This is a genomic window from Flavobacterium sp. I-STPP5a (genome assembly GCF_009764685.1).
Taxonomy (GTDB): Bacteria; Bacteroidota; Bacteroidia; order Flavobacteriales; family Flavobacteriaceae; genus Flavobacterium.
Map to the genome: position 1 here is coordinate 26,195 of NZ_VHLM01000072.1, position 26,128 is coordinate 52,322.

The 26,128-nt window shown below is 34.9% G+C and carries 28 protein-coding genes; 11 read left to right on the forward strand and 17 right to left on the reverse strand.

All coding sequences use genetic code 11. The features are described from left to right. Positions 1 to 326 precede the first annotated feature (326 nt). Positions 327 to 1,775 (reverse strand): glyceraldehyde-3-phosphate dehydrogenase, encoded by a 1,449-nt coding sequence (locus FJV36_RS13320; RefSeq protein ID WP_158728677.1) that lies wholly within the window; start codon positions 1,773 to 1,775, stop codon positions 327 to 329. Between the two features lie 158 nt (positions 1,776 to 1,933). Then, positions 1,934 to 3,334 (reverse strand): trypsin-like peptidase domain-containing protein, encoded by a 1,401-nt coding sequence (locus tag FJV36_RS13325; protein WP_158728678.1) that lies wholly within the window; start codon positions 3,332 to 3,334, stop codon positions 1,934 to 1,936. A 137-nt stretch (positions 3,335 to 3,471) separates the two neighbouring features. Here FJV36_RS13325 and dapF point away from each other — a divergent pair, with 137 nt between their 5' ends. The 5 genes from dapF to FJV36_RS13350 all read left to right on the forward strand — a co-directional run bounded on the left by dapF (position 3,472) and on the right by FJV36_RS13350 (position 7,630). Then, positions 3,472 to 4,254 (forward strand): diaminopimelate epimerase, encoded by a 783-nt coding sequence (gene dapF / locus FJV36_RS13330; RefSeq protein WP_158728679.1) that lies wholly within the window; start codon positions 3,472 to 3,474, stop codon positions 4,252 to 4,254. Positions 4,255 to 4,317: 63 nt separating this feature from the next. Then, the gene (locus FJV36_RS13335) at positions 4,318 to 4,851 is read left to right on the forward strand and encodes a GNAT family N-acetyltransferase (RefSeq protein WP_158728680.1); all 534 of its coding nucleotides are present in this window, start codon (positions 4,318 to 4,320) and stop codon (positions 4,849 to 4,851) included. An 82-nt stretch (positions 4,852 to 4,933) separates the two neighbouring features. Continuing rightward, complete coding sequence (gene mltG, locus FJV36_RS13340) at positions 4,934 to 5,974, forward strand: endolytic transglycosylase MltG (protein ID WP_158728681.1); 1,041 nt, start codon at positions 4,934 to 4,936, stop codon at positions 5,972 to 5,974. Between the two features lie 29 nt (positions 5,975 to 6,003). Beyond that, positions 6,004 to 6,891 (forward strand): DUF2279 domain-containing protein, encoded by an 888-nt coding sequence (locus FJV36_RS13345; protein ID WP_233264555.1) that lies wholly within the window; start codon positions 6,004 to 6,006, stop codon positions 6,889 to 6,891. A 97-nt stretch (positions 6,892 to 6,988) separates the two neighbouring features. After that, positions 6,989 to 7,630 carry a peptidoglycan-binding protein LysM gene (locus FJV36_RS13350; protein ID WP_158728682.1) on the forward strand — a complete coding sequence of 214 codons (642 nt, stop codon included), beginning with the start codon at positions 6,989 to 6,991 and terminating at the stop codon, positions 7,628 to 7,630. A gap of 143 nt (positions 7,631 to 7,773) precedes the next feature. Here the strand turns inward: FJV36_RS13350 and scpA are convergent, their stop codons facing one another. From scpA to udk, 6 genes are all read right to left on the reverse strand, one after another. Then, the gene (scpA, locus tag FJV36_RS13355; protein WP_158728683.1) at positions 7,774 to 9,912 is read right to left on the reverse strand and encodes a methylmalonyl-CoA mutase; all 2,139 of its coding nucleotides are present in this window, start codon (positions 9,910 to 9,912) and stop codon (positions 7,774 to 7,776) included. Between the two features lie 33 nt (positions 9,913 to 9,945). Continuing rightward, entirely contained in the window at positions 9,946 to 10,242 is a 297-nt protein-coding gene (locus tag FJV36_RS13360; RefSeq protein ID WP_158728684.1) for a type II toxin-antitoxin system RelE/ParE family toxin, read from the reverse strand. Continuing rightward, a complete protein-coding gene (locus FJV36_RS13365) occupies positions 10,232 to 10,465 on the reverse strand; it encodes a hypothetical protein (protein ID WP_158728685.1) in 234 nt (77 codons plus the stop codon). The genes FJV36_RS13360 and FJV36_RS13365 overlap by 11 nt, the downstream gene beginning before the upstream one ends. Positions 10,466 to 10,537: 72 nt before the next feature. Beyond that, entirely contained in the window at positions 10,538 to 11,902 is a 1,365-nt protein-coding gene (locus tag FJV36_RS13370) for a methylmalonyl-CoA mutase subunit beta (RefSeq protein ID WP_158728686.1), read from the reverse strand. A gap of 117 nt (positions 11,903 to 12,019) precedes the next feature. Beyond that, entirely contained in the window at positions 12,020 to 12,340 is a 321-nt protein-coding gene (locus tag FJV36_RS13375) for a septum formation initiator family protein (RefSeq protein ID WP_158728687.1), read from the reverse strand. A gap of 56 nt (positions 12,341 to 12,396) precedes the next feature. After that, on the reverse strand, positions 12,397 to 13,005 hold the full coding sequence (udk, locus tag FJV36_RS13380) for a uridine kinase (RefSeq protein WP_158981205.1): 609 nt from the start codon (positions 13,003 to 13,005) through the stop codon (positions 12,397 to 12,399). 152 nt (positions 13,006 to 13,157) lie between these two features. On the opposite strand from udk, the gene FJV36_RS13385 reads away from it, so the two are divergent. From FJV36_RS13385 to FJV36_RS13395, 3 genes are all read left to right on the forward strand, one after another. Next, complete coding sequence (locus FJV36_RS13385) at positions 13,158 to 13,739, forward strand: Crp/Fnr family transcriptional regulator (RefSeq protein ID WP_158981207.1); 582 nt, start codon at positions 13,158 to 13,160, stop codon at positions 13,737 to 13,739. Between the two features lie 87 nt (positions 13,740 to 13,826). After that, on the forward strand, positions 13,827 to 14,579 hold the full coding sequence (locus FJV36_RS13390; RefSeq protein WP_158728690.1) for a pirin family protein: 753 nt from the start codon (positions 13,827 to 13,829) through the stop codon (positions 14,577 to 14,579). A gap of 97 nt (positions 14,580 to 14,676) precedes the next feature. Further along, positions 14,677 to 14,988, forward strand: coding sequence for a hypothetical protein (locus FJV36_RS13395; RefSeq protein WP_233264553.1), 312 nt, complete (start codon positions 14,677 to 14,679; stop codon positions 14,986 to 14,988). A gap of 67 nt (positions 14,989 to 15,055) precedes the next feature. Here the strand turns inward: FJV36_RS13395 and FJV36_RS13400 are convergent, their stop codons facing one another. The 5 genes from FJV36_RS13400 to dnaA form a co-directional block, all read right to left on the reverse strand. Further along, positions 15,056 to 15,937 (reverse strand): SDR family oxidoreductase, encoded by an 882-nt coding sequence (locus FJV36_RS13400; protein WP_176330725.1) that lies wholly within the window; start codon positions 15,935 to 15,937, stop codon positions 15,056 to 15,058. Positions 15,938 to 16,015: 78 nt separating this feature from the next. Beyond that, positions 16,016 to 17,143 (reverse strand): methionine aminotransferase, encoded by a 1,128-nt coding sequence (locus FJV36_RS13405; protein ID WP_158728691.1) that lies wholly within the window; start codon positions 17,141 to 17,143, stop codon positions 16,016 to 16,018. Between the two features lie 224 nt (positions 17,144 to 17,367). After that, the gene (locus tag FJV36_RS13410) at positions 17,368 to 18,090 is read right to left on the reverse strand and encodes an SAM-dependent methyltransferase (RefSeq protein ID WP_158728692.1); all 723 of its coding nucleotides are present in this window, start codon (positions 18,088 to 18,090) and stop codon (positions 17,368 to 17,370) included. Positions 18,091 to 18,150: 60 nt separating this feature from the next. After that, a complete protein-coding gene (locus FJV36_RS13415) occupies positions 18,151 to 18,618 on the reverse strand; it encodes a low molecular weight protein-tyrosine-phosphatase (protein ID WP_158728693.1) in 468 nt (155 codons plus the stop codon). A gap of 7 nt (positions 18,619 to 18,625) precedes the next feature. Next, a complete protein-coding gene (dnaA, locus tag FJV36_RS13420) occupies positions 18,626 to 20,053 on the reverse strand; it encodes a chromosomal replication initiator protein DnaA (protein ID WP_158728694.1) in 1,428 nt (475 codons plus the stop codon). Between the two features lie 184 nt (positions 20,054 to 20,237). Here dnaA and FJV36_RS13425 point away from each other — a divergent pair, with 184 nt between their 5' ends. Then, positions 20,238 to 20,642, forward strand: a complete 405-nt coding sequence (locus FJV36_RS13425) for a thioesterase family protein (protein WP_158728695.1) — start codon at positions 20,238 to 20,240, stop codon at positions 20,640 to 20,642. A gap of 28 nt (positions 20,643 to 20,670) precedes the next feature. Here the strand turns inward: FJV36_RS13425 and FJV36_RS13430 are convergent, their stop codons facing one another. From FJV36_RS13430 to ribD, 3 genes are read right to left on the reverse strand one after another with little or no spacing between them, the layout of a single operon-like run. Beyond that, on the reverse strand, positions 20,671 to 21,297 hold the full coding sequence (locus tag FJV36_RS13430; protein ID WP_158728719.1) for a YigZ family protein: 627 nt from the start codon (positions 21,295 to 21,297) through the stop codon (positions 20,671 to 20,673). Positions 21,298 to 21,337: 40 nt separating this feature from the next. Beyond that, a complete protein-coding gene (locus FJV36_RS13435) occupies positions 21,338 to 21,940 on the reverse strand; it encodes an HAD-IA family hydrolase (RefSeq protein ID WP_158728696.1) in 603 nt (200 codons plus the stop codon). Further along, complete coding sequence (ribD, locus tag FJV36_RS13440; protein WP_158728697.1) at positions 21,933 to 22,976, reverse strand: bifunctional diaminohydroxyphosphoribosylaminopyrimidine deaminase/5-amino-6-(5-phosphoribosylamino)uracil reductase RibD; 1,044 nt, start codon at positions 22,974 to 22,976, stop codon at positions 21,933 to 21,935. Before ribD ends, FJV36_RS13435 begins: the two co-directional genes overlap by 8 nt. Before the next feature lie 103 nt (positions 22,977 to 23,079). On the opposite strand from ribD, the gene FJV36_RS13445 reads away from it, so the two are divergent. Beyond that, positions 23,080 to 23,565: a GNAT family N-acetyltransferase gene (locus tag FJV36_RS13445; RefSeq protein WP_158728698.1), complete on the forward strand. Its 486-nt coding sequence runs from the start codon at positions 23,080 to 23,082 to the stop codon at positions 23,563 to 23,565. Between the two features lie 43 nt (positions 23,566 to 23,608). Then, complete coding sequence (gene prmC, locus FJV36_RS13450) at positions 23,609 to 24,475, forward strand: peptide chain release factor N(5)-glutamine methyltransferase (protein WP_158728699.1); 867 nt, start codon at positions 23,609 to 23,611, stop codon at positions 24,473 to 24,475. Between the two features lie 182 nt (positions 24,476 to 24,657). Here prmC and FJV36_RS13455 read toward each other — a convergent pair whose 3' ends face one another. Then, positions 24,658 to 25,902, reverse strand: coding sequence for an ABC transporter permease (locus FJV36_RS13455; protein WP_199250881.1), 1,245 nt, complete (start codon positions 25,900 to 25,902; stop codon positions 24,658 to 24,660). Between the last annotated feature and the right edge of the window lie 226 nt (positions 25,903 to 26,128).

Consider the following 26,128-nt stretch of genomic DNA (forward strand, 5'->3'; position numbering starts at 1 on the left):
AGAAAGCGTTGGCTACTTTAAATTTAACACTATTGACTAAAGCTAAAAGAATCTGTGAAATCTGTGTTTATTTCAGTCGCAGTCTCAGTATTCAGTCTCGGAGTTTAGATTGAATATTTTTAAAATTGAAAATCTGCTAAATCTGCTAAATCTGCGTGCCAATTCAGTACCACAACAAAAATCGTAAACAAAAAAATCCGTCTCGTTGAAGAACTAGACGGATTTTAAATTTTATTCAAGTCGGGAAGTGGCTGCTAACAATTTAAACTATTTACTAAAACTAAAAAAAGAAGAACAACCACCCACCACAACTTGTAAACAGTAGGCTAGTAGTACGTGAAACGTCTTACTTTAGCAATATATTTAGCCAAGCGAATTACTTGGTGGCTGTACCCGTATTCATTATCGTACCAAATGTAAAGCACAATATTTTTCCCATCTGCAGACACAATAGTAGCATTACTGTCATAAATAGCTGGTTGGGCTGTTCCTACAATATCTGAGGAAACCAACTCATTATTCATAGAGTATTTAATTTGCTCTACAAGCTCCCCTTCAAGAGCATATTTTTTCATGATGGCATTGATATCTGCCACGGTTGTTTTTTTAGTCACTTCTAAGTTTAGAACTACTAGCGAACCATTAGGAACAGGAACTCTAATAGCATTAGAAGTTAGCTTTCCTTCTAATGATGGTAACGCTTTTGCAACAGCGCTTCCAGCACCAGTTTCAGTAATTACCATATTCAACGCTGCTGCTCTACCACGGCGGTATTTCTTGTGCATGTTGTCTACCAAGTTCTGATCGTTAGTATACGCATGGATGGTTTCTAAATGTCCTTTTACAACGCCAAGTGTATCTTCAACCGCTTTCAAAATCGGAGTAATCGCATTGGTTGTGCAAGATGCTGCAGAGAAAATATTGATTTCATCTGGGTTGTACTCGTTGTGGTTTACACCGTGTACAATATTAGGAACTCCTTTTCCAGGAGCGGTAAGCAATACTTTATCGGCTCCTTTTGAAGTTAAATGGCGGCTCAATGCTTCTTGAGTTGTAAAAGCGCCAGTGTTATCAATTACTAAAGCATTGTTGATGTGAAATTGCGTATAATCAATTTCTTCTGGACCGTTTGCAGTAATAATATGAACGGTTGTTCCATTAATAATTAAAGCATTGTTTGTAGGATCTGCAGTTACTGAACCTTCAAAATCTCCATGAATTGAATCATAACGTAACAATGAAGCTCTTTTTTCAAGAGAAACAGCGTCGTTTTTATCACGGGTTACAATCGCACGCAAGCGCAATTGACTTCCTTTACCCGTTTTTGACATTAATTCTCGTGCTAGTAAACGACCAATACGTCCAAAACCATATAAGACAACATCTTTTGGATGAATTTCTTCAGAATCTTTAGCGTTTTTTAGTTTGTCAATTACAAAATATTTAGCATCTGGATATTTGTCCTCTTCTAATCCATATTCATAGGTAAGTTTACCAATGTCTAATTTTGCAGGAAGTAAGTTCAACTCTAAAATAGCTTTTGCAATTTTAACCGAATCAAATACTGAAATAGGTTTGCCTACAAACTCAGCAGCATATTCATGTAAATTGATAATCTCACTTACATTTCTGTCTAATAATTGATTGCGGAATAAGACCATCTCAATTGATTTGTCATACCATAAATCACTGATGATTTTAATCAGTTCTACTCCTGCACGTCGCCTGTCGGCTTGCAAAGAGACTTCTTTTTCGTATAAAGTAGTAGTTGCCATGTTGAAAATTTAAGGAAAATAAGGTGTTGTATTTTTTAAAATTTTTTGCAAAAGTACCCATTTCAATCGATTTCGTAGCGTGTTTTTAGATTTTTTTACAAAATAAAAAAGCCACCTTGTTTAGCAAGATGGCTTAGTATTCAATTTTAAAAATAAACTTACATGTAAAAACGTAGCAGTTCACCATTTTTACTGATCAACTCTATGCGTACCTTTTGATCAGCTTCTATTTTTCCAAATCTTTTCGATACCGTTTCCACATCTGTTGCTTTTACGTTATCAATACTTAAAATGATACTTCCCACTAGTTCCTCTTCATACTGTTGCCACTGTTCATCGCTAATACCTTTAATGCGCACACCGTGATCAATTTTATATTTCTTTTTGTCAGCAGCTTCAATATTTTCGAGTGTTATACCTTTGAACTCCGCATTAAAAAACTCGTTTTTACTCAAAGTCACAGGAACGGTTTTAGTTTTTCCGTCTCTAATATAGGTAACTTGAACTTTGTCATTTGGTCTTTTCGTATTGATGTATCCAGAAAGATCTGCAAATGATGTAATATTTTGTTCGTCTAATTTGACAATCACATCTCCGTTGGTTAAGCCAGCTTTGTCAGCACCAGAATTTTTAGTTACCCTTTTTATATAAAATCCTTGGGTTAAACTAAGGCCATACTCTTTAGAATTTATACTGTTCAATTCGCCACCTTCAACGCCTAGAATTCCGCGTTGTACATTCCCGAATTCCATTAAATCTTCAATGATTTTTCGGGTAATGTTGGAGGGAACCGCAAAGGAGTATCCGGTATAACTTCCGGTTGGCGAGGAGATCATGGTATTGATACCAATCAATTCACCACGCGTGTTTACCAAGGCACCACCACTGTTTCCTGGGTTTACCGCCGCATCCGTTTGTATAAAGGATTGAATGCCGTTCGTGTCAAGATTTCTGGCTTTCGCCGAAACGATACCCGCAGTAACAGTCGAATTCAGGTTGTATGGATTTCCTACTGCCAATACCCATTCACCCACTTTCACCGAATCAGAATTGGCGAAAGCCGTGTATTGAAGCTTTTCGCCGGCATCAATTTTTAGCAGAGCGATGTCCATTTTGGAGTCGGTGCCAATTAATTTTGCTTTGTATGATTTCTTATTGTTGAGTGTAATTTCAATTTCAGAGGCGTCTTTCACCACGTGATTGTTCGTTACAATATAGCCGTCTTCAGAAATAATTACTCCAGATCCCGTTCCTACTTGTTCTTGTGATTGTCCACCTCTATAACCGTAAAAATATTCTAATATTGGGTTAGAAACAGTGGTTCTGGAAACGTTTTTTACGTGCACTACGGTATGAATGGTTTTGTCCGCGGCCTCAGTAAAATCAAGTATTTCCGATGATAAACCAACACGCTTACCGTACGAGTTGGAAGCCATGGTAACTACTGAGCCAGCATCTTTTGAAAAATAACCATCAGTATCAAATAATAGCTTGTAAGAACCCAAGGTAACTACACCACTTAATAAAGAAACTCCAAATAATGTTGATAAATTTTTCATAGTCAATTTCGTTTTTAAAAAAATATTTAGGTAAAATTAAAACTTTTTTGGATTGTTAAAATACCGTTTAACGCTCTTTAACAATGATTAACATTTCATTAATAGTTTGTACTTTTGTGTTTCACAAAATTAAAAAAATGCAATTAGAATTTTATAAATACCAAGGCACAGGCAATGATTTTGTAATGATTGACAACCGCACCGAATTTTTCCCAAAAGAGAACACAAAATTGATTGCTCAACTGTGTGACCGCCGATTTGGAATAGGAGGCGATGGTTTAATTTTGTTAGAAAATGACTTGGATACCGATTTTAAAATGGTGTATTACAACTCAGATGGAAACCAAAGTTCCATGTGCGGCAATGGTGGACGCTGTTTAGTGGCTTTCGCCAAGAAGCTTCAGGTTATTGAAAACAAAACTACATTTATAGCCACAGATGGATTGCATCATGCTACTGTTGATGAGAACGAAATTGTAGCTCTGCAAATGATTGATGTTGCCGCCGTAAATGTGACTCCTGATTATGTGTTTTTAAATACAGGTTCGCCACATCACGTACAATTGGTAAGTGATCTAGAAAACTACGATGTAAAAAATATTGGCGCATCAATTAGATACGGAGATTTATACGGTCAAGCAGGTAGTAATGTTAATTTTGTAGAGCAAATTAATGAAAATACCTTTTCGCTTCGAACGTATGAAAGAGGCGTTGAAGATGAAACACTTTCTTGCGGAACAGGCGCTACAGCTGTTGCTATTGCCATGAATGTTTTAGGGAAAACACCTGAAACAGCAATAGATTTGAATGTTGAAGGCGGCAAATTAGCAATTTCATTTGATGTCAATGAGGGTGTGTTTACCAATGTGTTTTTAAAAGGCCCAGCTCAATTTGTATTTCAAGGTGCAATTGAGATTTAATTTTCGAAACCAGTATTAAAATCAAGTTTGGTGTGTCTCTATGTAACTTTCTGAAATAAATAAATGAAAACATTAAAAGGCGATAATATTTACATTCGGGCATTAGAACCCAATGATTTAGAATTTATTTATGCAATTGAAAACGACCAAAGCATTTGGGAAGTTAGTAATACAAACACTCCATACAGTAGGTTTCTAGTCAAGCAATACCTTGAAAACGCACATCAAGATATTTACGAAGCTAAGCAGTTGCGTCTTGCTATTTGCCAAGATCAAGATTTTCCCGCCATAGGTTTAATTGATTTATTTGATTTTGATCCAAGGAATAATAGGGCAGGTGTGGGTATCGTAATTCAAAAGAACGAAAACAGAAATCAGAATGTTGGCTCCGAAGCTTTGGAATTATTAATCGAATATGCATTCCATAATCTAAATTTACATCAATTATATGCAAATATTGGTACCGAAAATGTAGCAAGTACCGCACTTTTTACTAAATTTGGTTTTCAAATGATTGGTATAAAAAAAGATTGGACTTTGCATCAAGGAAATTACAAAGATGAAGCCATGTACCAGCTTATCAATACTAAATTTTAATTTTTTAAATTAAGATATAAAAGTTTTTAAATCAATTAATTACTATTTCAACAAACTAAAAGCTTAAAAATAATACCACCCTATGAATACTAAGAAAATTATTAGCATTGTCTCAGTTGTTTTAATATCTGGATTGATGATATACGGCATGATTTTATTAAAACAAATTTTCTCTGCCAATACAAAGTTTCCTGAGCAAGAAGTATACGTTTATGTACCTACCGATTCTAAATATGAAGATGTCAAGAAAATTTTAAGCCCTTACGTAGAAAATCTAGAGCGTTTTGAGCTTGTAGCTGCTAAGCGAGGCTATATTGAAAATGTAATTCCAGGACGTTTTGTGATTAAAAAAGGAATGAGCAGCTATGATCTTGTAAAAACTTTACGTTTCAATTCACCAGTAAAATTAGCATTCAACAATCAAGAACGAATAGAAAATCTTGCAGGTCGTGTAGGATCTCAAATAGAAGCGGATAGTTTAGTTTTGCTAAATACGTTCAAAGATTCAGTTTTTTTACAAGAAAACGGATTCAACGATGAGAACATTTTAGCCATGTTTATTCCCAATACTTATGAAATTTATTGGAATACCACAGCCGAAAAGTTTCGAGACAAAATGATTAAAGAGTACCGCAACTTCTGGAACGAAGAGCGTACTGCAAAAGCAAAAGCGCAAGGTCTTACTCCAGTTGAAGCTACTATTTTAGCCTCAATTGTTCACAAAGAGTCGGTTAAAAAAGATGAAAGACCAAGAATTGCAGGAGTATATCTTAACCGATTGAAATTAGAAATGCCTTTACAAGCAGATCCTACGGTGATTTTTGCCATGAAAAAGAAAGCCAATGATTTTAATCAAGTAATCAAGAGAGTTTTTTACAATGACCTGACAATGTCTCATCCTTACAATACATACATGAATATCGGTTTGCCTCCTGGGCCAATTGCTATGCCTGATATTACCGCATTAGAGGCGGTTTTAAATCCTGAAAAAAACGATTTCATTTATTTTTGCGCTAGTGTTGACCGTTTTGGGTATCATGAATTTGCAGCTACATTGCCAGAACATAATGTAAATGCCAAAAAATATTCAGATTGGATTAACAATCAAGGTGTAAAAAGATAGTTGTGATCACTACTTTGAGGTGCACGTTTGTGGCCGTTCTGTTTTTTCAAATTGGCTTTTGCCAAAGCAAATTAAACACGTTTTTAAAACCTTCGGATACAATACAAGTGCAAAGGCAAAAAACATTATTGATTTCCGAAGCTGTGGTTGCTACAGGAACAATACTTGCTTTGAATCAGTTATGGTATGCCAATTATCCCAAATCTGATTTTCATTTTGTAAATGACAATGCAGAGTGGTTACAAATGGACAAAGTAGGGCATGTTTTTTCATCCTATCAATTGGGGAGTTTTAGTGCTCAAATGCTCCATTGGAGTGGTGCTTCTAAAAAAAATCAGCTGCTTTACGGCGCAGGATTGGGTTTTGCATTCTTGACCGCTGTTGAGGTAATGGACGGATACTCCGCAGAGTGGGGAGCTTCTCTAGGCGATGTTGTTGCTAATGCTACAGGAACAGGCTTGTATGTATCGCAAGAATTACTGTGGGATGAACAACGTATACTGCCTAAATTTTCTTTTCATACTTCACCTTATGCGCAATACCGTCCAGCGGTGTTAGGGAAATCATTATCAGAACAAATCATAAAGGATTATAACGGACAAACATATTGGCTCTCTATCAATTTACATTCCTTTTCTAAAAATTCTAAAATACCAAAATGGTTGAATGTTGCTTTGGGTTATGGTGCCGAAGGAATGGTAACAGGTAACAGTGCTACACTTGATCCGGATGCGACTTTTAATCCACAACGGTATAGACAGTTTTACTTTAGTTTGGATGTCGACTTGACAAAAATTAAAACAAAGTCTCATTTTTTGAAGACGGTTTTCTCCATTTTAAATACGGTCAAAATTCCTGCACCTACAATTGAGTTTTCGCACTTAAGCGGCGTTAAATACCACTTCATCTATTTTTAGATAAGTTTAACGCATTGATTATCAAGCTTGCTATTTTTTTTGTATCTTTGCGCGTAGAAATTTCTTAACGGGACAGCGTTTTGAAGAAAAACAATTTATGATAAAGAAGTGGTATTTTTATGCTAGTCTAACTGTTATTACAGTTTTTTTAAGCTCAGGTTTTAAACCTTTTAACCTAGAAACCAGCCCTTGGTTTCTAATAAATGAAGAAGATGGAACACACTATTTATTTCCATCTGAAGAAGCGAGTGAATACAGTAATTTAAGTATTCCATTTACAGGAAATTTTTTCATAGGCTTCAAAGAAGCAATCGGTCATCGAGAATCCGAAAGCAAATACAAGAAAATCAATTCGCTTGGGTATTTAGGTAAATATCAATTTGGTGCCGAAACGCTAAAGTCTGTTGGTGTAAAGAGTAGTACTGCCTTTTTGAATAATCCTGAATTACAAGAACGTGCTTTTATTGCATTATTGGCAAAAAACAAGTGGGAATTAAAAAGAGAAATTGATAAGTATGACGGTACAATTCTCAATGGAATCCGTATCACCGAGTCAGGAATATTAGCCGCTGCTCATTTAGGCGGCGCAGGATCAGTAAAAAAATATTTTAGACACGAAGGCAAACGTAATTTTAGGGATGCTTACGGAACCTCTATCAGGAGTTATATGAGAATGTTTGGCGGGTATGACACTTCTTTTATTGTTGCAGATAATAATGCAACGGTACATAATATCTAGTTTTCATCTACTGGGTTTAATTGAAATTAAAAAGTTGTATTCTTTCATTAAGAAACAGTTTTCAATTTCTTGAAGTATGTATTTAGTCCTATATTTTACAAAACAAAAAAATCACCATATAGGTGATTTTTTTGTTAAATGGTTTATTCAAAACTTTCGAGCAGTATTTCAAGTATTTTGATTGCTGCATCACTTATTTTTGTTCCAGGTCCAAAAACAGCTACCGCGCCAGCATCAAATAAAAATTGATAATCTTGTGCAGGTATTACGCCGCCCACAACTACCATAATATCCTCACGACCGTATTTTTTTAGTTCATCAATTACTTGTGGCACTAGCGTTTTGTGTCCAGCAGCAAGTGAGGAAACACCTAGAATATGCACATCATTTTCAACAGCTTGTTTGGCAGCTTCTTCGGGTGTTTGAAAAAGCGGACCTATATCCACATCAAATCCCACATCGGCATAGCCAGTTGCTACTACTTTTGCACCTCTGTCGTGACCGTCTTGCCCCATTTTTGCAATCATGATGCGAGGGCGACGGCCTTCTTTTACTGCAAATTCGTCGGCTAATTGTTTTGCTTTTTCAAAACTTTTGTCGTCTTTGATTTCTTTACTATACACACCACTAAATGATTTTATTTGTGCTTTATACCTACCAAAAACGGCTTCTAAGGCGTCACTAATTTCTCCAAGTGTAGTCCTGTTTCTGGCTGCTTCAACTGCAATTTCAAGTAAATTTCCCTCGCCAGTTTGTGCGCAAAGAGTCAGTTTTTTAAGTGAATCTTGTACTTTTTGGGTATCTCTAGATGCTTTAATTCGCTCTAATTGTTCTAGTTGCTGCTTGCGAACCATTTGATTGTCTACGTCAAGAATCTGCAATGGATCTTCTTTTTCTAATCGATATTGATTTACACCTACAATAATATCTTGTCCGCTGTCTATTCGGGCTTGCTTTCTTGCTGCAGCTTCCTCTATGCGTAATTTTGGGATACCAGATTCAATAGCCTTGGTCATCCCGCCAAGCTCTTCAACTTCTTCGATTAATTTCCATGCGTTTTCGGCAATTTCATTTGTCAAACTCTCTACATAATAACTACCAGCCCAAGGATCTACTGTTTTTGTAATTTTAGTTTCTTCTTGAAGATAGAGTTGTGTATTTCTTGCAATCCTAGCCGAAAAATCTGTAGGTAAGGCTATAGCTTCATCAAGTGCATTGGTATGTAAAGATTGTGTACCGCCAAAAGCGGCTGCAGCAGCTTCTATACAAGTTCTAGCTACATTATTAAACGGATCTTGTTCAGTTAAACTCCATCCTGATGTTTGACAATGCGTTCGTAACGCCAGAGACTTATCATCTTTCGGTTCAAATTGTTTGACTAATTTTGCCCAGATCATTCTACCGGCACGCATTTTTGCAATTTCCATAAAATGATTCATTCCAATTGCCCAGAAAAAGGACAAACGCGGAGCAAATTCGTCTATTTTCATTCCTGTGGCTAATCCAGTTCGGATGTATTCCAATCCATCAGCTAGTGTGTACGCAAGTTCAATATCTGCTGTTGCACCAGCCTCTTGCATGTGGTATCCAGAAATTGAAATGGAATTGAATTTTGGCATGTTTTTACTGGTATACTCAAAGATATCAGCAATTATTTTCATAGAAGGTGTAGGCGGATAAATATAGGTATTACGCACCATGAACTCCTTTAGAATATCATTTTGAATGGTTCCAGAAAGTAATTCAGCTTTAACACCTTGCTCTTCTGCAGCTACAATATAAAAAGCCATTATAGGTAATACAGCACCGTTCATGGTCATGGATACTGACATTTCATCAAGAGGGATTTGGTCAAAAAGTACCTTCATATCCTCAACGGAATCTATAGCTACTCCCGCTTTTCCTACATCGCCTACAACACGTTCGTGATCTGAATCATAGCCTCGATGGGTAGGTAAGTCAAAAGCTACTGAAAGTCCTTTTTGTCCTGCAGCTAAGTTTCTGCGGTAAAAAGCATTACTTTCTTCGGCTGTTGAAAATCCTGCATATTGACGCACGGTCCAAGGTCGGCGCACATACATGGTTGCATACGGTCCTCGTAAATTTGGTGCAAAACCAGCTCCAAAATCAAGATGAGTGAGATTATCAATGTCCTGCTGTGTGTATGTTGGTTTTAGCTCTATTCCCTCTGCAGTTAGAAATACATCAGCCGCAACATTTTCATTCTCCACTTTCAACGGTGTGCTTTCTAATTTTATATGTTGTAAATCTTTTCTTTTCATTTGTTTGTTACAAAGATTATGGTTTTTGAAATTTTAATTCCTTTCAATCCATATTTCGGCATTTCTTGAAGTATGAAAAATAGCTTTAATGACAATTGTGTGATCATAGCAGTTGAAATGAATTAAGTATGGAAAATTTTCAATTAAAGCTACTCTGGTCTCATTATATCTTATTTGAAAAAGTAGCGGATTTGATTTAATTACTTTTAAACTTTCCTTGAAAGAATTGGTGAACTTAATGCCTAATATTGGTTGGATGCTTTTGTACCATTTCAAAGCTGTTTTGAAATCAAGTTTAGCTTCTTCTATAATTACAATTTTATAACTCACTGTCAATATCTTTTAGAAAATCATCGATATCTTGAGCTGAAGACGGATTTTTAAGATATTTCTCAGTTCTTTCTCTAACTTGGTCCATTTGCCATTGAGTGATTTCTACATTATTGGACTTGGGAAGAATAATCACTTCAACTTCATCAGCATTAAAATCATCTGGCAGTGTGATACTTATTTTGTGATTTTTTACCTTAACAATTTGTCTTATGGCGTCCATTATTTTAAATTTTAAGTAAAGTAAATATAGTCTTTTCCATTGGTATAGAATTAAATAACAATTTCGTCCTGACTATTCAAGCTCTAATCGTTCCTGTTCTATTTTTTCTGCCAAACGTTTTTCAATAATGGGTGTAATCAAGGTTTTTCTTGGCTTGACTTTTACAAAAGGAAATAACTCTAAATCATGTTTCATTTTATCCTGTTTGTTAGGATGTTTGTTGGTGCCTAACAAAATTTCTTTTCCAGAATCAAATGATTCTTGTGCTGTATCTGCGCTTTCTTGAATTTTCCTTTTTATGGTTCCCTCGTTTAATTGTTTTAGGAAACCTCCATTTGCCTCAATGTCTTTAAACAAGGCTAATGCTTTTTCTGCAAGTTGCTGAGTTAGATTTTCAATATAATAACTACCATCGGCTGGGTTGTTTACTTTGTCAAAATAACTTTCTTTTTTTAGAATTAATAACTGATTGCGAGCAATTCTATCTCCAAATTCATTATCCTTATGGTACAAGGCATCGTAAGGTAAATTAGCAATAGCATCAGCACCACCAAGTATAGCACTCATACATTCGGTAGTGGTGCGCAACATATTTACGTTGTAATCGTATAAAGTTTTATTTCTTTTGGTAGGAAAAGCTATAATGTTACATGGTAGTGTATGGTTATATTCTTTAGCAATTAAGTTAAATAGGACGCGCAGTGCACGTAATTTTGCAATTTCAAAGAAATAGTTAGTCCCAATGGCTATTTCAAAAACGATAGGTTTTGAAATTGATTCCACACGATTAAAATACTCATTTACATGTCCTAAACTATATGCAATTTGCTGCACAATTGTAGCGCCAGCATTTTGATATAATGCGCCGTTTACACTAATAAAGGAAACTGATTTTGTAGATGAGACAATGGTATTTAAACTATCAAAATTGTTCTTTTCAGGAGTTGTAAACCAATTTCCATCTTTGGCTAGTTGTCCTATTGGATCTATATTACAAAAAATAGTAACGTTACTTTTCTTAGCAAAATCCTCTATTTTTTTTACGAAATCGATTGAAAAAAAACCAAGGTTAAAATATACGGTAATCCCTTGAAGAGCTATTTTTTCAAGTAAAAAGGTGATGTCTACAGTTTCGTCTTCAATAGTAAACCTCAAGCTATCAGCGCCTCTATTTAATGCGTCTTGAGCTCTTTCAATTGATTTTGACACATCAAAAACAAATATATTTTGACAAATTTTGAACTCAGTAGCTTTTGTTCCAATGTTTAAAGCGGGACTAGTTTCGTCTTTATGGTAAAAAGGTTTTACCATGATATCCTCTGGGGAGTTCCAAACTAAGGTTTCGTTATAATCCGCTCCTTTGAGTTCGTACTGGATTTTTTGTTTCCATTGTTTGGATGAAATAGGATCAAAATCTTCAAAAAGGTTTGTATTCATCTTTTTTATATTTTTCATCATCTTTATCCCTAAAAAAAGGATACAGATTTATGTTGTTTTATTTGGCTGTTAACATATTTAGAAATCTTGATGCGCTGCGGAATTAGAAATAAAATTTTACTTTTTCAAAGTATCGCTCTCAAATTCTATGATGTAAATATCCTCATTGTTTTTTTTCATGTAATATTTTTCGCGAGCGTATTTTTCTATTTGTTCGGAATTTTTTAATTGCTTGATGTGTTCTTTGTCTTTCTTAATTTCCTCTTTATAATACCTAGCATTTTCTTCTAGATCTTGTATTTGCTCATCTAAAATCCGATGATTAAAATAAGAGTAATTGTCCAAAAAAATCATCCAGACACAAAAAGACAATAAAACCCAGACGTATTTATTACTCAAAAACGTAAGCCAAGGTTTGTTTGTAAATTTGTTTTTCATGATCTATTCAATACGATTAGGTATACGGTTTTTATATTTTATAAAGATACGTCAATTTATGAAATCCTTTGATTTATTACTGCTCTAACCACATCAATAGCAACGGTGTTATACTTGTCATTAGGAATAATGATGTCAGCAAAAGCTTTTGTAGGTTCTATGAATTGCTCGTGCATTGGTTTTAATGTGTTTTGATATCGGTTGATAACCTCGTTCATGTCTCGACCTCGTTCAGCAATATCACGTTTCATTCTTCTAATTAAGCGTTCGTCAGAGTCTGCATGAACGTATATTTTAACATCAAATAATTCTCTTAACTCAGGGTTAGCTAGGATAAGGATTCCTTCAACAATCATTACTTTTCTAGGATGTGTAAAAACAGTGTCGTCTGTTCTATTATGAGTTACAAAAGAATACACTGGTTGGTGAATATTACTCCCAGCTTTTAATTCTTTTAAATGGGACACTAATAAAGGAAAATCAATGGCTCTAGGATGGTCAAAGTTGATTAAGGCTCTTTCATCAAATGAGAGTCCGTGATTCTCTTTATAGTAAGAATCTTGAGAGATAATACCTACCTCAGTTTGTGGTAACTCATTCATAATTTGATGTACAACAGTTGTTTTACCGCTACCTGTTCCTCCTGCAATTCCTATAATTAGCATATGTGTATTATTATGTTTTTATTTTGGCAAAAATAGGAATTTTAATGGGGTAGTTTTCCATTTTTCGAATAAAAATTAGTTCAACAGGGTGCTTTTTTTCTCCTTTATGCAATCAGATTTAGTATCTTTAATTTTTAAATTCAGTACCCATCGTGTATACACAAATTAACTCTAATATAACCCGTTATGTTTCTTTTAGTTCAAGTGAGTTAGCGCTTTTTAATTCACTTTTGACGCACAAAGAAGTACCAAAAAAAACCATGTTGTTGCAGGAAGGGGAGATCTGTAATTTTGAAATTTTTGTGATCAAAGGCTGTGTTCGAAAGTATTATATTGATGCCAATGGATTTGAAGTCATTTTACAATTTGCCATAGAAAATGCTTGGGTAAGTGATAGTTCATTTAGTATTTATGAAAGCAATCCCAGTCGGGTTTTTATAGAAACTCTTGAGGATTGTGAGTTTTTTGTTTTTAGTCCAGAAACTAAAGAGGAATTATTTCTCAAAGCGCCACGGTTTGAACGTGCTTTTAGGATTTTAATGCAACGAAGTTTGGCCGTAACTCAAGAACGTTTGTTTCAAACTATTGCAAAAACAGCCACCGAGAAGTACCAAGAATTCACAGCGCAATATCCCACACTTTCGCAGCGTGTGGCACAACATTATATTGCTTCTTATTTGGGTATTTCGGCTGAGTTCTTAAGTAAAATAAGAACAAAAATAGCTAAGAAATAATGTAGAAAATTGTTTTTCTTGTCCTAGTTCAATGTCCTAGTTTCTTTTTTGTTGCAATTTTGTACTCTAATATTAAAACACGAAATCATGGAAAATACAACGATATCTCAAGAAAATGCTTTAACTCATTATGAACTACACAAAGCGAACACTCGTGGGCATGCTAATCATGGCTGGTTAGAGTCCTATCACACTTTTAGTTTTGCAAATTACCACAACAAAGACCGAATGAATTTTGGAGTTTTACGTGTATTAAATGATGATAGAGTGAATCAAGGTATGGGTTTTGGGAAACATCCACATGATAACATGGAAATAATATCCATTCCATTAGAAGGAGATCTTGAACATCAAGACAGCATGGGAAATACAACAGTGATCAAAGAAGGAGATATTCAAGTGATGAGCGCTGGTACCGGAATTTTTCATAGCGAATACAATAAAAATCAAGACCAATTGGTTAAGTTTTTGCAAATTTGGATTTATCCAAATAAAAAAAATGTAACTCCACGTTACGACCAAATCACACTTGATTTAAAAGACCGTCATAATAAATTGCAACAAATTTTATCCCCTAATCCAGAGGATGAGGGTGTATGGATTCATCAAGACGCCTGGTTTCATATTGGCAAGTTTGATAACATGCATTCAGTTAATTACCAATTGAAGAAATCTGGAAATGGCGTTTATGCTTTTATTTTGAAAGGTGATTTTACAATAGGGGGTATTTCTTTAAATGAACGTGATGGTTTAGGGATTTGGGATACGAATACCTTTGATATTGTTGCAAATAGTGAAGAAGCTCAAATTTTATTGATGGAAGTTCCTATGCAATTGTAATACAAGTAATTTAGAATTTTGTATTTTATAGAGTTCGTTTTTTCTAAATGATTTGTAGGAGTAATAAATTTAATGGTTAATAAACATTTTTTTTTGTATGAGCATTTCACCCCAAATAAACATTTTATATGTAGGCTTACATAAAGAAATAACTGCAACTGTAGTACGATTGCTTAATGCAAATGAAAACTGGAACGGAATAGGAGTGTGCGATGTACATCAAGCAAGGCAGTCTTTTGCCAAAATTCCGTTTTCACTAGTGTTATTGGGATCTGGTTTAGATGAGAAATGTGAAACCGAATTGTGTTCTTTTTTTAGAAAAGAAAATTCAAATATAAAAATAGTACAACATTACGGCGGAGGAAGTGGCTTGCTCAAAAGCGAAATCCTATTAGCCTTGGAAATTTAAAAAAGTAAAAGAGGATAGTAAAACAACCGTTGAACTATCCTCTTTTTATATCTAAAAAAACGTGTGATTATTTATTTTTCTTAGCTTTAATCATCATTTCTAGTTGATCCCAAAGTTCCTCTGGAATAGCCTCTAGTAAATTAAATTGTCCAGCACCTTTAAGCCATTCGCCACCATCAATAGTAATAACATCTCCGTTGATGTAAGCTGAAAAGTCAGATACTAAATAAGCTGCAAGGTTAGCTAATTCTTGGTGATCACCCACACGTTTTAAAGGCACTTTTTTAGCCATATCAAATTTTTCGGCTAAGTCTCCAGGAAGTAATCTATCCCAAGCTCCTTTTGTAGGGAACGGTCCTGGCGCAATTGCATTAGTACGAATACCATATTTAGCCCACTCTACAGCTAAACTTCTTGTCATGGCTAACACTCCCGCTTTTGCAGTTGCACTTGGCACTACATAAGCTGATCCTGTCCAAGCATAAGTGGTTACAATATTTAAAACAGTTGATGAGGCTTGTTTGGTATCTATCCAATGTTTTCCAAAAGCCAACGTACAGTTTTTAGTTCCTTTAAGTACAATATCAATAACAGTATCAAATGCATTTGACGAAAGTCGCTCAGTAGGTGAAATGAAATTTCCAGCAGCATTGTTAAGCAATACATCTACTTTCCCAAAGGTTTTTAAAACTTCTTGAAGCATATTTTCTACTTCTTCATAATGACGTACATCACATTGAATAGGCAAACAAGTTCCACCTGTTTCCTGCTCTAACTCAGCAGCTGTATTTTTTAACTTTTCAATATCTCTTGAAGAAATAGCAACTTTTGCTCCTAATTCTAAGAAATATTTGGTCATTGCTTTACCTAGTCCGCTGCCACCACCTGTTACAACAATTACTTTTCCTTGTAGCGCATCGTCGCGTAACATTTTATCTGTATAACTCATATCTTGATATTTTTTAATGTAAATATAATAAAATAAAAATAGTATGCATGCATAATAAAAAGAAAAACTCAGAAATAGTTAAACTTTACACAATCGTAAAGCAGCCTCTTTAAGTGTATTGTTGTCCTTGGCAAAACAAAAACGAATGAGTTTTAAATCTCTACCATCAGCATAAAAGGTCGAAATAGGGATTGCAGCAACACCATGTTCAAGGATCAATCGTTTGCAAAAATCAACATCATTTTCCTGAGATATCTTGGCATAAGAAGCTACCTGAAAGTATGTTCCTTCACAGGACAGCAGGTCAAATCTACTAGAAATAAGCAGTTCTTTAAAATAATCACGCTTTGCTTGGTATTGTTTTTTAATTTCTGAAAGATCTACAATATCAATGTATTCGCTAATGGCCACTTGGCTTATGCTATTCACACTAAAAACAAGGAACTGATGTACTTTTTTAATTTCATTCATCAATGTTTCGGGAGCCACAACATATCCTATTTTCCAGCCTGTGATGTGAAAGGATTTACCAAAAGAGGAAATCATGACACAGCGATTCCGAATTTTTTTTCTAGTGTGCGCTGATATATGTTTGTCTTCAAATGTGATGTATTCATACACTTCATCTGAAAGTAATATGATGTTAGGATGTTTTTCCAAAATAGCTTCAAGACATTCAATGTCCTCATTACTCAATATTTTTCCGGTAGGATTGTGCGGATTTGTAATAATTATCATTCTGGTTTTTGGGGTACAAGCACTCGCAATTCGCTCCCAGTATGGGGAATAATCATCATGAAGCGGAATCCTAACAGGTGTAGCTTGACTTAGTAACACCGGAGCCTCATAACAATCATAACTGGGATCTAGAATAATCACTTCGTCACCACTATTCACCAGAGCCATTATAGTAGTAAAAATCCCTTGAGTAGCGCCCGCTGTCACTAGAATTTCAGTTTCGGGATTCAAAATTCTGTCGTAAGAACGCTCTACCAACTTAGAAATTTGATGCAGTAACGGAGGATATCCCGCCATGGGTGTATATTGGTGCACATTTTCTTGGGACAAGCGCGCCATAATAGCAGTCAACTTTTCATCAACAGGAAAGTTAGGAAAACCTTGCGAAAGATTGATGGCTCCGTGTTCTGACGCCATTTTAGACATTATCGAAAAAATACTCGTTTTTACATCCGGAAGTTTACTCATGAAATAGTCAATTAAAACACGTTAAAAATAGGGATTTAATACATACCATGAAGTGCTTTCAATCAAAAAAGGGATTACTATATTATACAGAGTTATTTTCCTTTGGGCGTGACCCTACAAAAAAAGGGGCTTTATCACTGTAACAGTGACAAAGCCCCTTTTTTTGTAGCGTCAGGCTATACGCAGTACTTCGGTACTTGCTGCTATCCCTCACGCAACCCAACTTACATTTTATGAATAATAAAAATAGTAGGTCTTTTATGTAAATCAACAGTTTCTTTTTTCCAAGCTGCTATTTTTTTGGTTTTAATATATTCAGTAGGCAACGTGATATCGGTTGCTATACACAAGTGTGTCTCTGGATGCAATATCTGAATTAAATCTTCCAGTAACTTATTATTTCTATAAGGAGTTTCAATAAAAATCTGAGACTGATTTTTTTCAAATGAGATTCTCTCTAAGGTTTTTAAACTGGATTTTTTTTCATCTTTCTCTATGGGTAAATAACCATGAAAAGTAAAACTTTGTCCATTCATCCCAGATGCCATCATTGCCAATAATATTGAGGATGGTCCTACTAATGGAACTACTTGAATGCCTTTTTCATGTGCTAGTTTTACAATTACGGCACCAGGATCTGCCACACCAGGACAGCCGGCTTCGCTCATAAGTCCCATGTTATGGCCTTCAAGCAAAGGTTTTATAAACTCAAGATGCTCTTTAGTTTCGGTATGTTTGTTTAAAACATAAAGGGTAAGATCAGCTTGTTTTTTTTCTGGACATACTAATTTGATTGATTTTCTTGCCGTTTTGTCATTTTCAACAATATAATGGTCTAGTAGTTCTATGCTTCTTTTTATAGTTTGCGGAAAAACATCCATAGGATCACATTCTCCCATTGTTGTAGGGATTAAATAAAGTTTGCCTAGAGAAGTTTTACTGTTCATATACTGTAATTTTAAGTCTTGAATGATTACTTTTTAGAAAACTAAATAGCATCAATATAATTAGGAGTGTTTTTGATTAAGTTTGGTTGCAATGATGTCGCAAACTTCATCTAGCATGTTAAAAACCATTTCAAAACCATTGGCTAAGCCATAGTAGGGATCAGGAACATCTACATTTTCATTTGGAAATAGTTCATTCAAAATCAGTTTTACCTTTTTTTGATGTTCAGTAGTTGAGGCAAGCTGCACTACATCGTCATAATTTGAACTGTCCATCACATAGATGTAGTCGTAGGTTTCAAAGTCTTTTTTATTGAAATGTTTACCTCTTTGATCTGCAATAGAAATGTTGTTTTTTTTTGCAACGGCTACAGAACGTTCATCAGGAGATTTACCCACGTGCCAAGAACCGGTACCAGCTGAGTCTACAATAAATTTTTCAGGATCAAGTTTAGAGGCTAATATTCCCTCAGCCAATGGTGACCGACAGATATTACCCAAACAAACCATGAGAATTTTAGTAGGCATGAACTATTTACAACGTTAATTTTTTATTGATATCGTCAACAAATTTTTTGAATTGTTTATCAGTAGCAACAAGGTTATCTACTGTTTTGCAAGCATGTAAAACGGTAGCATGATCACGATCACCTATCTGTGAACCAATATTAGCTAGTGACGCTTTTGTAAACTTTTTAGCAAAAAACATAGCAAGTTGACGGGCTTGTACCACATGTCTTTTTCTAGTTTTTGATTGTAAAGTCTCTAAATCTAATTGAAAGTAATCTGAAACTATTTTCTGGATGTAATCAATTGAAATTTCTCGTTTTACATTTTTAACGAATTTTTCAACGACACTTTTCGCTAGGTCAAGAGTTACTTCTTTTTTATTGAATGAGGATTGTGCTATCAATGAAATGATGGCACCTTCTAACTCTCTAACATTTGATTTGATATTACGAGCTACGTACTCAATAATATCCTCAGGTATTTCAACTCCATCTCTATATAAAATATTTTTTAAGATAGAAATTCTAGTTTCATAATCGGGTTGGTGAATTTCTGCAGACAATCCCCATTTGAATCTTGAAAGCAAACGCTGTTCAATGTCTTGCATATCAACCGGAGCTTTGTCAGATGTTAGAATTACCTGTTTCCCGTTTTGATGCAAGTAGTTGAATATGTGAAAAAACACATCTTGAGTTCCTGATTTACCAGATAAAAATTGAACATCATCAATGATTAAAACATCAATCAATTGGTAAAAATGGATAAAATCGTTACGGTTATTTTTCTTAACCGAGTCAATATATTGTTGCGTAAATATCTCAGCAGAAATATATAAAACGGTTTTCTCTGGATATTTATCTTTTATTTCTACACCTATTGCATGTGCAAGGTGTGTTTTTCCAAGTCCGACTCCTCCAAAAATTAATAAGGGGTTGAATGAGGTTCCTCCGGGTTTATTGGCCACGGCCATCCCTGCTGAACGAGCCAATCTGTTGGAGTCTCCTTCAAGAAAATTATCAAAACTATAATTAGCGTTAAGCTGTGATTCAATCTTTAGATTTCGAATACCTGGAATTACGAACGGATTTTTGAGCTCTGGGTTTAAGTTTTTAAACGGAGCATCAACTTCCTGAGGTTTCATTGGAACTCTATTGGCACTTGGCAACTGTTCTGTAAACGGTTGTTTGTTGCCAATGGTGTTTTCCATTCTAATTTTATAAAGTAACTTAGCATTTTTTCCAAGTTCTTTAGTCAAGGCAACTTTTAAAAGTTTTACATAGTGTTCCTCTAGCCATTCGTAGAAAAATTTACTAGGTACTTGAATATATAATGCATTATCGGTAAGTTCAACTGACTTGATAGGTTCAAACCAAGTTTTATAGGCTTGGTCTTGAATGTTGTCTTTTATAAAAGACAAACAGTTTTCCCATACTGATTGAGCAGTTTTGTTCATATATTCTAAATAAATTGTTTTTATTTGTAATTTTTGGATTACTAAAAAAAAGATGTTTTGTTACTTATTATTGGGGTAACAAATATGTGAACAAATTTCTGTAAAAAAAAATATATAGGGTTATAATTTTCTCTATTATTGTTGTAAGGCACTATTTTTAATTAAATTTTTTAATTCAATATTAATGAAAGATCATCAAGTACAAGTTAGAGTTCGATACTCTGAAACAGACCAAATGGGAGTGGTTTATCACGGTAATTATATCCCATATTTTGAAATAGGAAGGGTGGAATGGCTAAGAAACAAAGGGGTTTCATATAAAAGTATGGAAGAAAGTGGAATTGCGTTGCCTATTGTTTCAATGAACATAAATTATAAAAAATCAGCGCGCTATGATGAGCTTTTAACGGTTCATACAGTTTTTAAAAGTCAGTCATCTGTTAAGATAGAATTTGACTGCGCTATCTACAACGAACAGGATGAGTTATTAACAACTGCCCAATTTATTTTGGTTTTTGTGTCCTTAAAAACAGGTCGTCCGGTGGCTCCGCCAGATTATATTTTGGAATTGTTAAAAGAGATGGAATAAAATAGAAAAGATGCAGTTTTTTGTGAATTTAAACACGAATTATTTTGATTTCAAAAATAGAATTAAAAATGTCGAATATCATTTCGGCATTTTTTTTTCGTGTTTTTATTTCAATAATACCTTCGGGTTGTTGTGTCAAACTATTAATTTCCATAGTTTGTGTCACGATATCTAACTTTTTTTCTTTCACCACGCGCATGATTTTATTCATGAATTGGTAGTCAAACATAATTTTAAAATGAATGTCAATTGTTTTTTCGATAATCTCGCATTCTGATAAGGCCATTTGTGCTGCCGTTTTATAAGCAGATATTAATCCGCCAACACCTAGTTTTACACCGCCAAAGATGCGCACCACTACAACAAGGATGTTTGTGACATCAAAGGATAGTATTTGCCCGTAAATTGGCATTCCAGCGCTGTTGCTCGGTTCTCCATCATCGTTTGCTCTATAGGTATAAGTTGAAGTCCCCATTTGATACGCATAGCAAAAATGTCCTGCGTTTGGGTGAAGTTTGCGTAAACTTTCTAGTATGGTTTTTACATTTTCTTCACTGCTTGCGGGGAATGCATAGCCAAAAAACTTGCTGTTCTTTTCTTTAAATAGAATTTCACTAGAAGGCGTGTCAATGGTTTTATAGGTGTCTTTCACAATAAATTTAAAATCTTATGGTATTTTAGAATTTCCTAAAGCGTTACAAATTTATTTTTTCGAATAAATCAACAACGTCTTCCGTACCAACTTGTAAATTCCAAACCTGTAAGTCAGTTTTTAGTGCTGCATCTGTGTTTTCTTTTTTGTCATCAACAAAAAGGGTATTGGTTGGAATTAAATGGTGTGATTCTATGAGGTGCTTGTAAATGTCTAGATCGGGTTTGCGCATGCCTAGATCAAAGGAGAAATATACTTTTTCAAAACATTTATAAAAAGTGCTGTAAAACGCCGCGCCGCTTTGTTTTTCAAATTGCTCTATGTGAATGGCATCTGTATTAGACAATAAAAACAACCGGTATTTATTTGACAATAAAACTAAAAAATCCAAGCGATACTGTGGAAAATCAAGCAGAATGGCATTCCAAGCTTTCAAAATCTCAGTTTGGTTAGCCTGCGGAATTTGTTTTTGTAAACCATCTAAAAATTCATGACGGGATATTTTTCCAGTTTCAAATGCCACGTTTAATGCGTCCAGAGTGCTATTCCATTGTTGTAATCCTAATTGTTTGAAGGCTTCTGGAGTGGCTTGCTTGTCTAAATTGATGAAAATATCACCAAAATCAAATATAATAGTATCAATCATAATTTTTGATCAAAATTAGTTCGTCTGTTAAAAGGTGCTTTTTTTGTACTACGGTTTTGTTTATTTGCAGGGCTTTGATGCCGTTATAAAGTGGTTTGTCTCCAATGAAAACTCTTGCTTCGTCCCAGAGTTGTGCGTCTATAAAAGTTTGCAAAGTTTGTTTTCCACCTTCAATAATAACCGATTGAATTTCCATTTCATAAAGCGTTTGGACAATTTGAGGGGCAATATTTTCTTTGAAATCAATTATTTTTTCAGCAGTATTCTCTATATCTGTTGCAAATGGGAGGCTTGTAAAAACAACTGTTTGAGCTTGATTGTCAAAAATGGCACTTTCTTTTGAGACCCTTTTGTTTTGGTCTAAGATCAGTCTAACAGGGTTTTTTCCGTACCAGTCACGTGCATTAAGTGTGGGATTGTCATCAATAACGGTTTGCGTTCCCACCAGTATGGCTTGTTCCTCGGTACGCCATTTGTGAACCAGCTGTCTAGAATAGGGATTAGTAATCCAAACGGGTTTTTGTTCAAAACGTTCCTTTGGAGCAATAAAACCATCTTGGCTTTCGGCCCATTTCAAGATGATATAAGGTCTTTTTTTTTCGTGAAAAGTAAAAAATCTTTTGTTTAGTTCCAGGCAATCTTGTTCTAGTACGCCTACAGTAACGTTAATGCCAGCCTCAAGAAGTCTTTTTATACCATTTCCAGCCACTTTTATATTAGGGTCTACAGTGCCTATAACTACATTCGGTATTTTATGTTTGATAATCAAATCACAGCAAGGCGGTGTTTTACCAAAGTGGCTACAAGGTTCCAAGCTTACATAAATAGTAGCGGTTTTTAATAATGACGCATCGCGTACAGATTGTATTGCATTGACTTCGGCATGCGGTTCTCCCGCTTTTTTATGCCAACCTTCACCTATAATGATGTTATTATGTACAATCACACTTCCCACAAGCGGGTTAGGATAGGTTGTGCCTAGGCCGTTTTGGGCCAGTTGAATGCAACGGCTGATGTATTTTTCATGTATATTCACGGTGCAAAAGTAATACTTTTTGAGCTTTTCATTTTGTTAAAATGTTTTACGGCTTAATAGCAAAGTATTTCTATTTTTGCATCAATAACCTAATTTTTGAAATATGGAAAATTACAGCATTAGAAAAATACATAAAGAGGACAATGCAGCAGTAGCAGAGCTAATTCGATCTGTTTTTGACGAAATGAATATCCCAAAAGTAGGTACAGCTTATGAGGATCCATATCTAGATTTGATGTTTGAAGAGTACAGCAAGCCAAGATCTGTATATTATGTAGTAGAACACAATAGTAGGATTGTAGGCGCGGCCGGAATTGCACCACTAGCTAATGAAGCGGTTTTTATATGTGAATTACAAAAAATGTATTTTTTACCTGAGACTCGTGGAATGGGAATAGGAACTGAGATGATGGAAGTATGTTTGCAAAGTGCTCGAAATTTTGGCTATGAAAAATGCTATCTTGAAACCATGCCATTCATGCATGATGCTCAAAAATTATATAAAAAAACAGGTTTTGTAAATATTGACGGACCTATGGGTTCTACTGGTCATAGTAGTTGCCCGGTGTGGATGTTGAAGGATTTATAAAATTAATTCAAGCAGTACTTTGCCATAAAAATGTCCCTCACACATGAAAATAAAAGAATACAGAACGCAATTTATACAAGATTTAACGGCTCTTTATGGTGAAGATGAAGCCGAAAGTTTCTTTTATTTGATTTTAGAAAACCAACAGCAATTAAAAAGAATCGATCTGGCTTTACAACCGGATTTGATTCTTTCAACTGATGCACTTAAAGTTTGGGATCAATTTTTACAGCAATTAAAAAACGAAATCCCGGTGCAATATGTTTTGGGGAATACTAGTTTTTTTGGATTGGATTTTGAAGTCAATAATGCTGTTTTAATCCCAAGACACGAGACGGAGGAATTGGTTGATTGGATTCTGAATAGTTTACAATCTACTGTTACTAATCAAAAAGTAAAAATTATTGACATAGGAACGGGTAGTGGCTGTATTGCAATTTCTTTAGCAAAAAATATTCCGCACGCACATGTTACGGCACTTGATGTATCTGTTGATGCCTTGGCAACAGCCCAAAAAAATGCACAAAATAACCAAGTCACTGTTGCTTTTAAAAACCAAAACATTTTAGAAACGTATGATTTACAAGAGCAGTTTGATGTAATTGTTTCTAATCCGCCATACGTTCGCAATCTTGAAAAAGTAGAGATTAAGAAAAATGTTTTGGATTACGAGCCGCATCTGGCGCTTTTTGTAGAAAATGACAATGCGTTGATTTTTTACAAGAAAATAGCCGAATTGGCGCAGAAAAATCTGAAACCAAATGGCTTTCTTTTTTTTGAAATCAATCAGTATTTAGGTGCTGAAATGATAGGATTATTGCACGATCTAGGTTTTAAAAATATCGAATTAAGAAAAGATATCTACGGGAATGATAGAATGATACGGTGTAATTACAGTAAACTAGACTAGGAAAAAAAAACAGTTTCATGTTACCAAAAACAAACTACTGGGCACTTCGCGTGAGGGGTAGCAGCACGTTACCATGTAACGCGTATGACCCGACGCTATAAAGAAAAGGGGCAACAATCCAGTACGATTTGTTGCCCCTTTTTTTTATAGGGTCACGCCCTAATTTTATTGTGAAATGTCTATTATTCGTATCGCAATGCCTCAATAGGATCTAAAACAGCAGCTTTAATGGCTGGATATAAACCTGATGCAATAGCAACTATAAAACTGGTGATAAAAGCTGCCATTATTGCACCCCACGGAATCACAAAAGCAAAATCCATGGCAGTTGCTATACCAAAACCAATGAGGATTCCCATTACAATTCCTACTAATCCTCCCATTTGACCTATAAGTAGGGTTTCAATGAAGAATTGAATGGCGATGGTTGTTTTTTTGGCACCAAGAGCTTTTCTTACCCCAATTTCTCGAGTTCTCTCTGTTACCGATACGATCATAATGTTCATCAATGCAATAGAAGAACCTAAAACAGTAATAATTCCAATAAGCCATGAGGCTAATCCTAGGTATTGTGTAATTCCTAAAATTCTATTAATTAAATCATCACTTCTTACAATCCCAAAATTATTATCTTTTATCGGGCTCAGTTTTCTAACCCTACGCATCACGCTTGTTGCGTTGTCTAGCGCTTGCTCTAGCACTTCTTTTTTATTAACCATAACACTTACGGTATAATTAATGTTAGGCGCTGTAAAGAGGGAACGTGCTACTTGAATAGGAATAAGAATTCTTAAATCTTGACTGTTCCCAAAAGTGGAACCTTTTTCTTTTAACACCCCAATAACTCTAAATTTTGCCCCACGTATAGAAAGTACCTTATCTATAGGATTGACATCTTTAAAAAGTCCTTTTTCAAAATCAGAACCTACAACGCACACATACGCATTATTGTCAATATCAAAACGAGTAAAATTCCTTCCAGAACTGGTTTCAAGACCAGAGTTTGTCATAAAGTATTCATCAACACCTACAACAGAGTTTTCAGGATCGGTTTTATTAGATTCAAATTTAACCTCGGCTCTAGCTGTCGCAATAAAGGAAAGCGAGGTTTCGGTTAAAGGATAGTTGTATTTGTTTTTGAAAGCCACCGCTTCGGGATATGAAATAATAGGATTAATTATTTCACGTTCTTCTCGGCCCTGTCTTCTTACGGTGTTTTCATATTGCTTTATATTAAAGGTGTTGGCACCCATTGAAGCAAAATCAGAGGAAATAGTATTCTCCAGTGCAGATACAACTGTAAGAATACTCACTAAAGCCGTGATTCCTATGGCGATAATCATCACCGTAAGAACCGTTCGCAACAATTGCGTTCTGATAGAACCAGACGCAATTCGAACATTTTCTTTAAATAATTTTAACATCATACCCATTTGACACGAATTTACATTTTTTGTTACAAAATTTTACAACCAAAAAAATATTTCATAACAATTTTCTTTTTTTTAGGAGCTATTTCCGGCTTTTGTTACAATACCGCTCTTTAACTTCTTTGTTTTCTACCTTACTTTAAGGAGCTTCCGCTGGTCGCTCTTTAAGCAAGGAAAACATAAGAATTTAAAGTGCTTTATTTTCACGACAATCCGGGCTAAG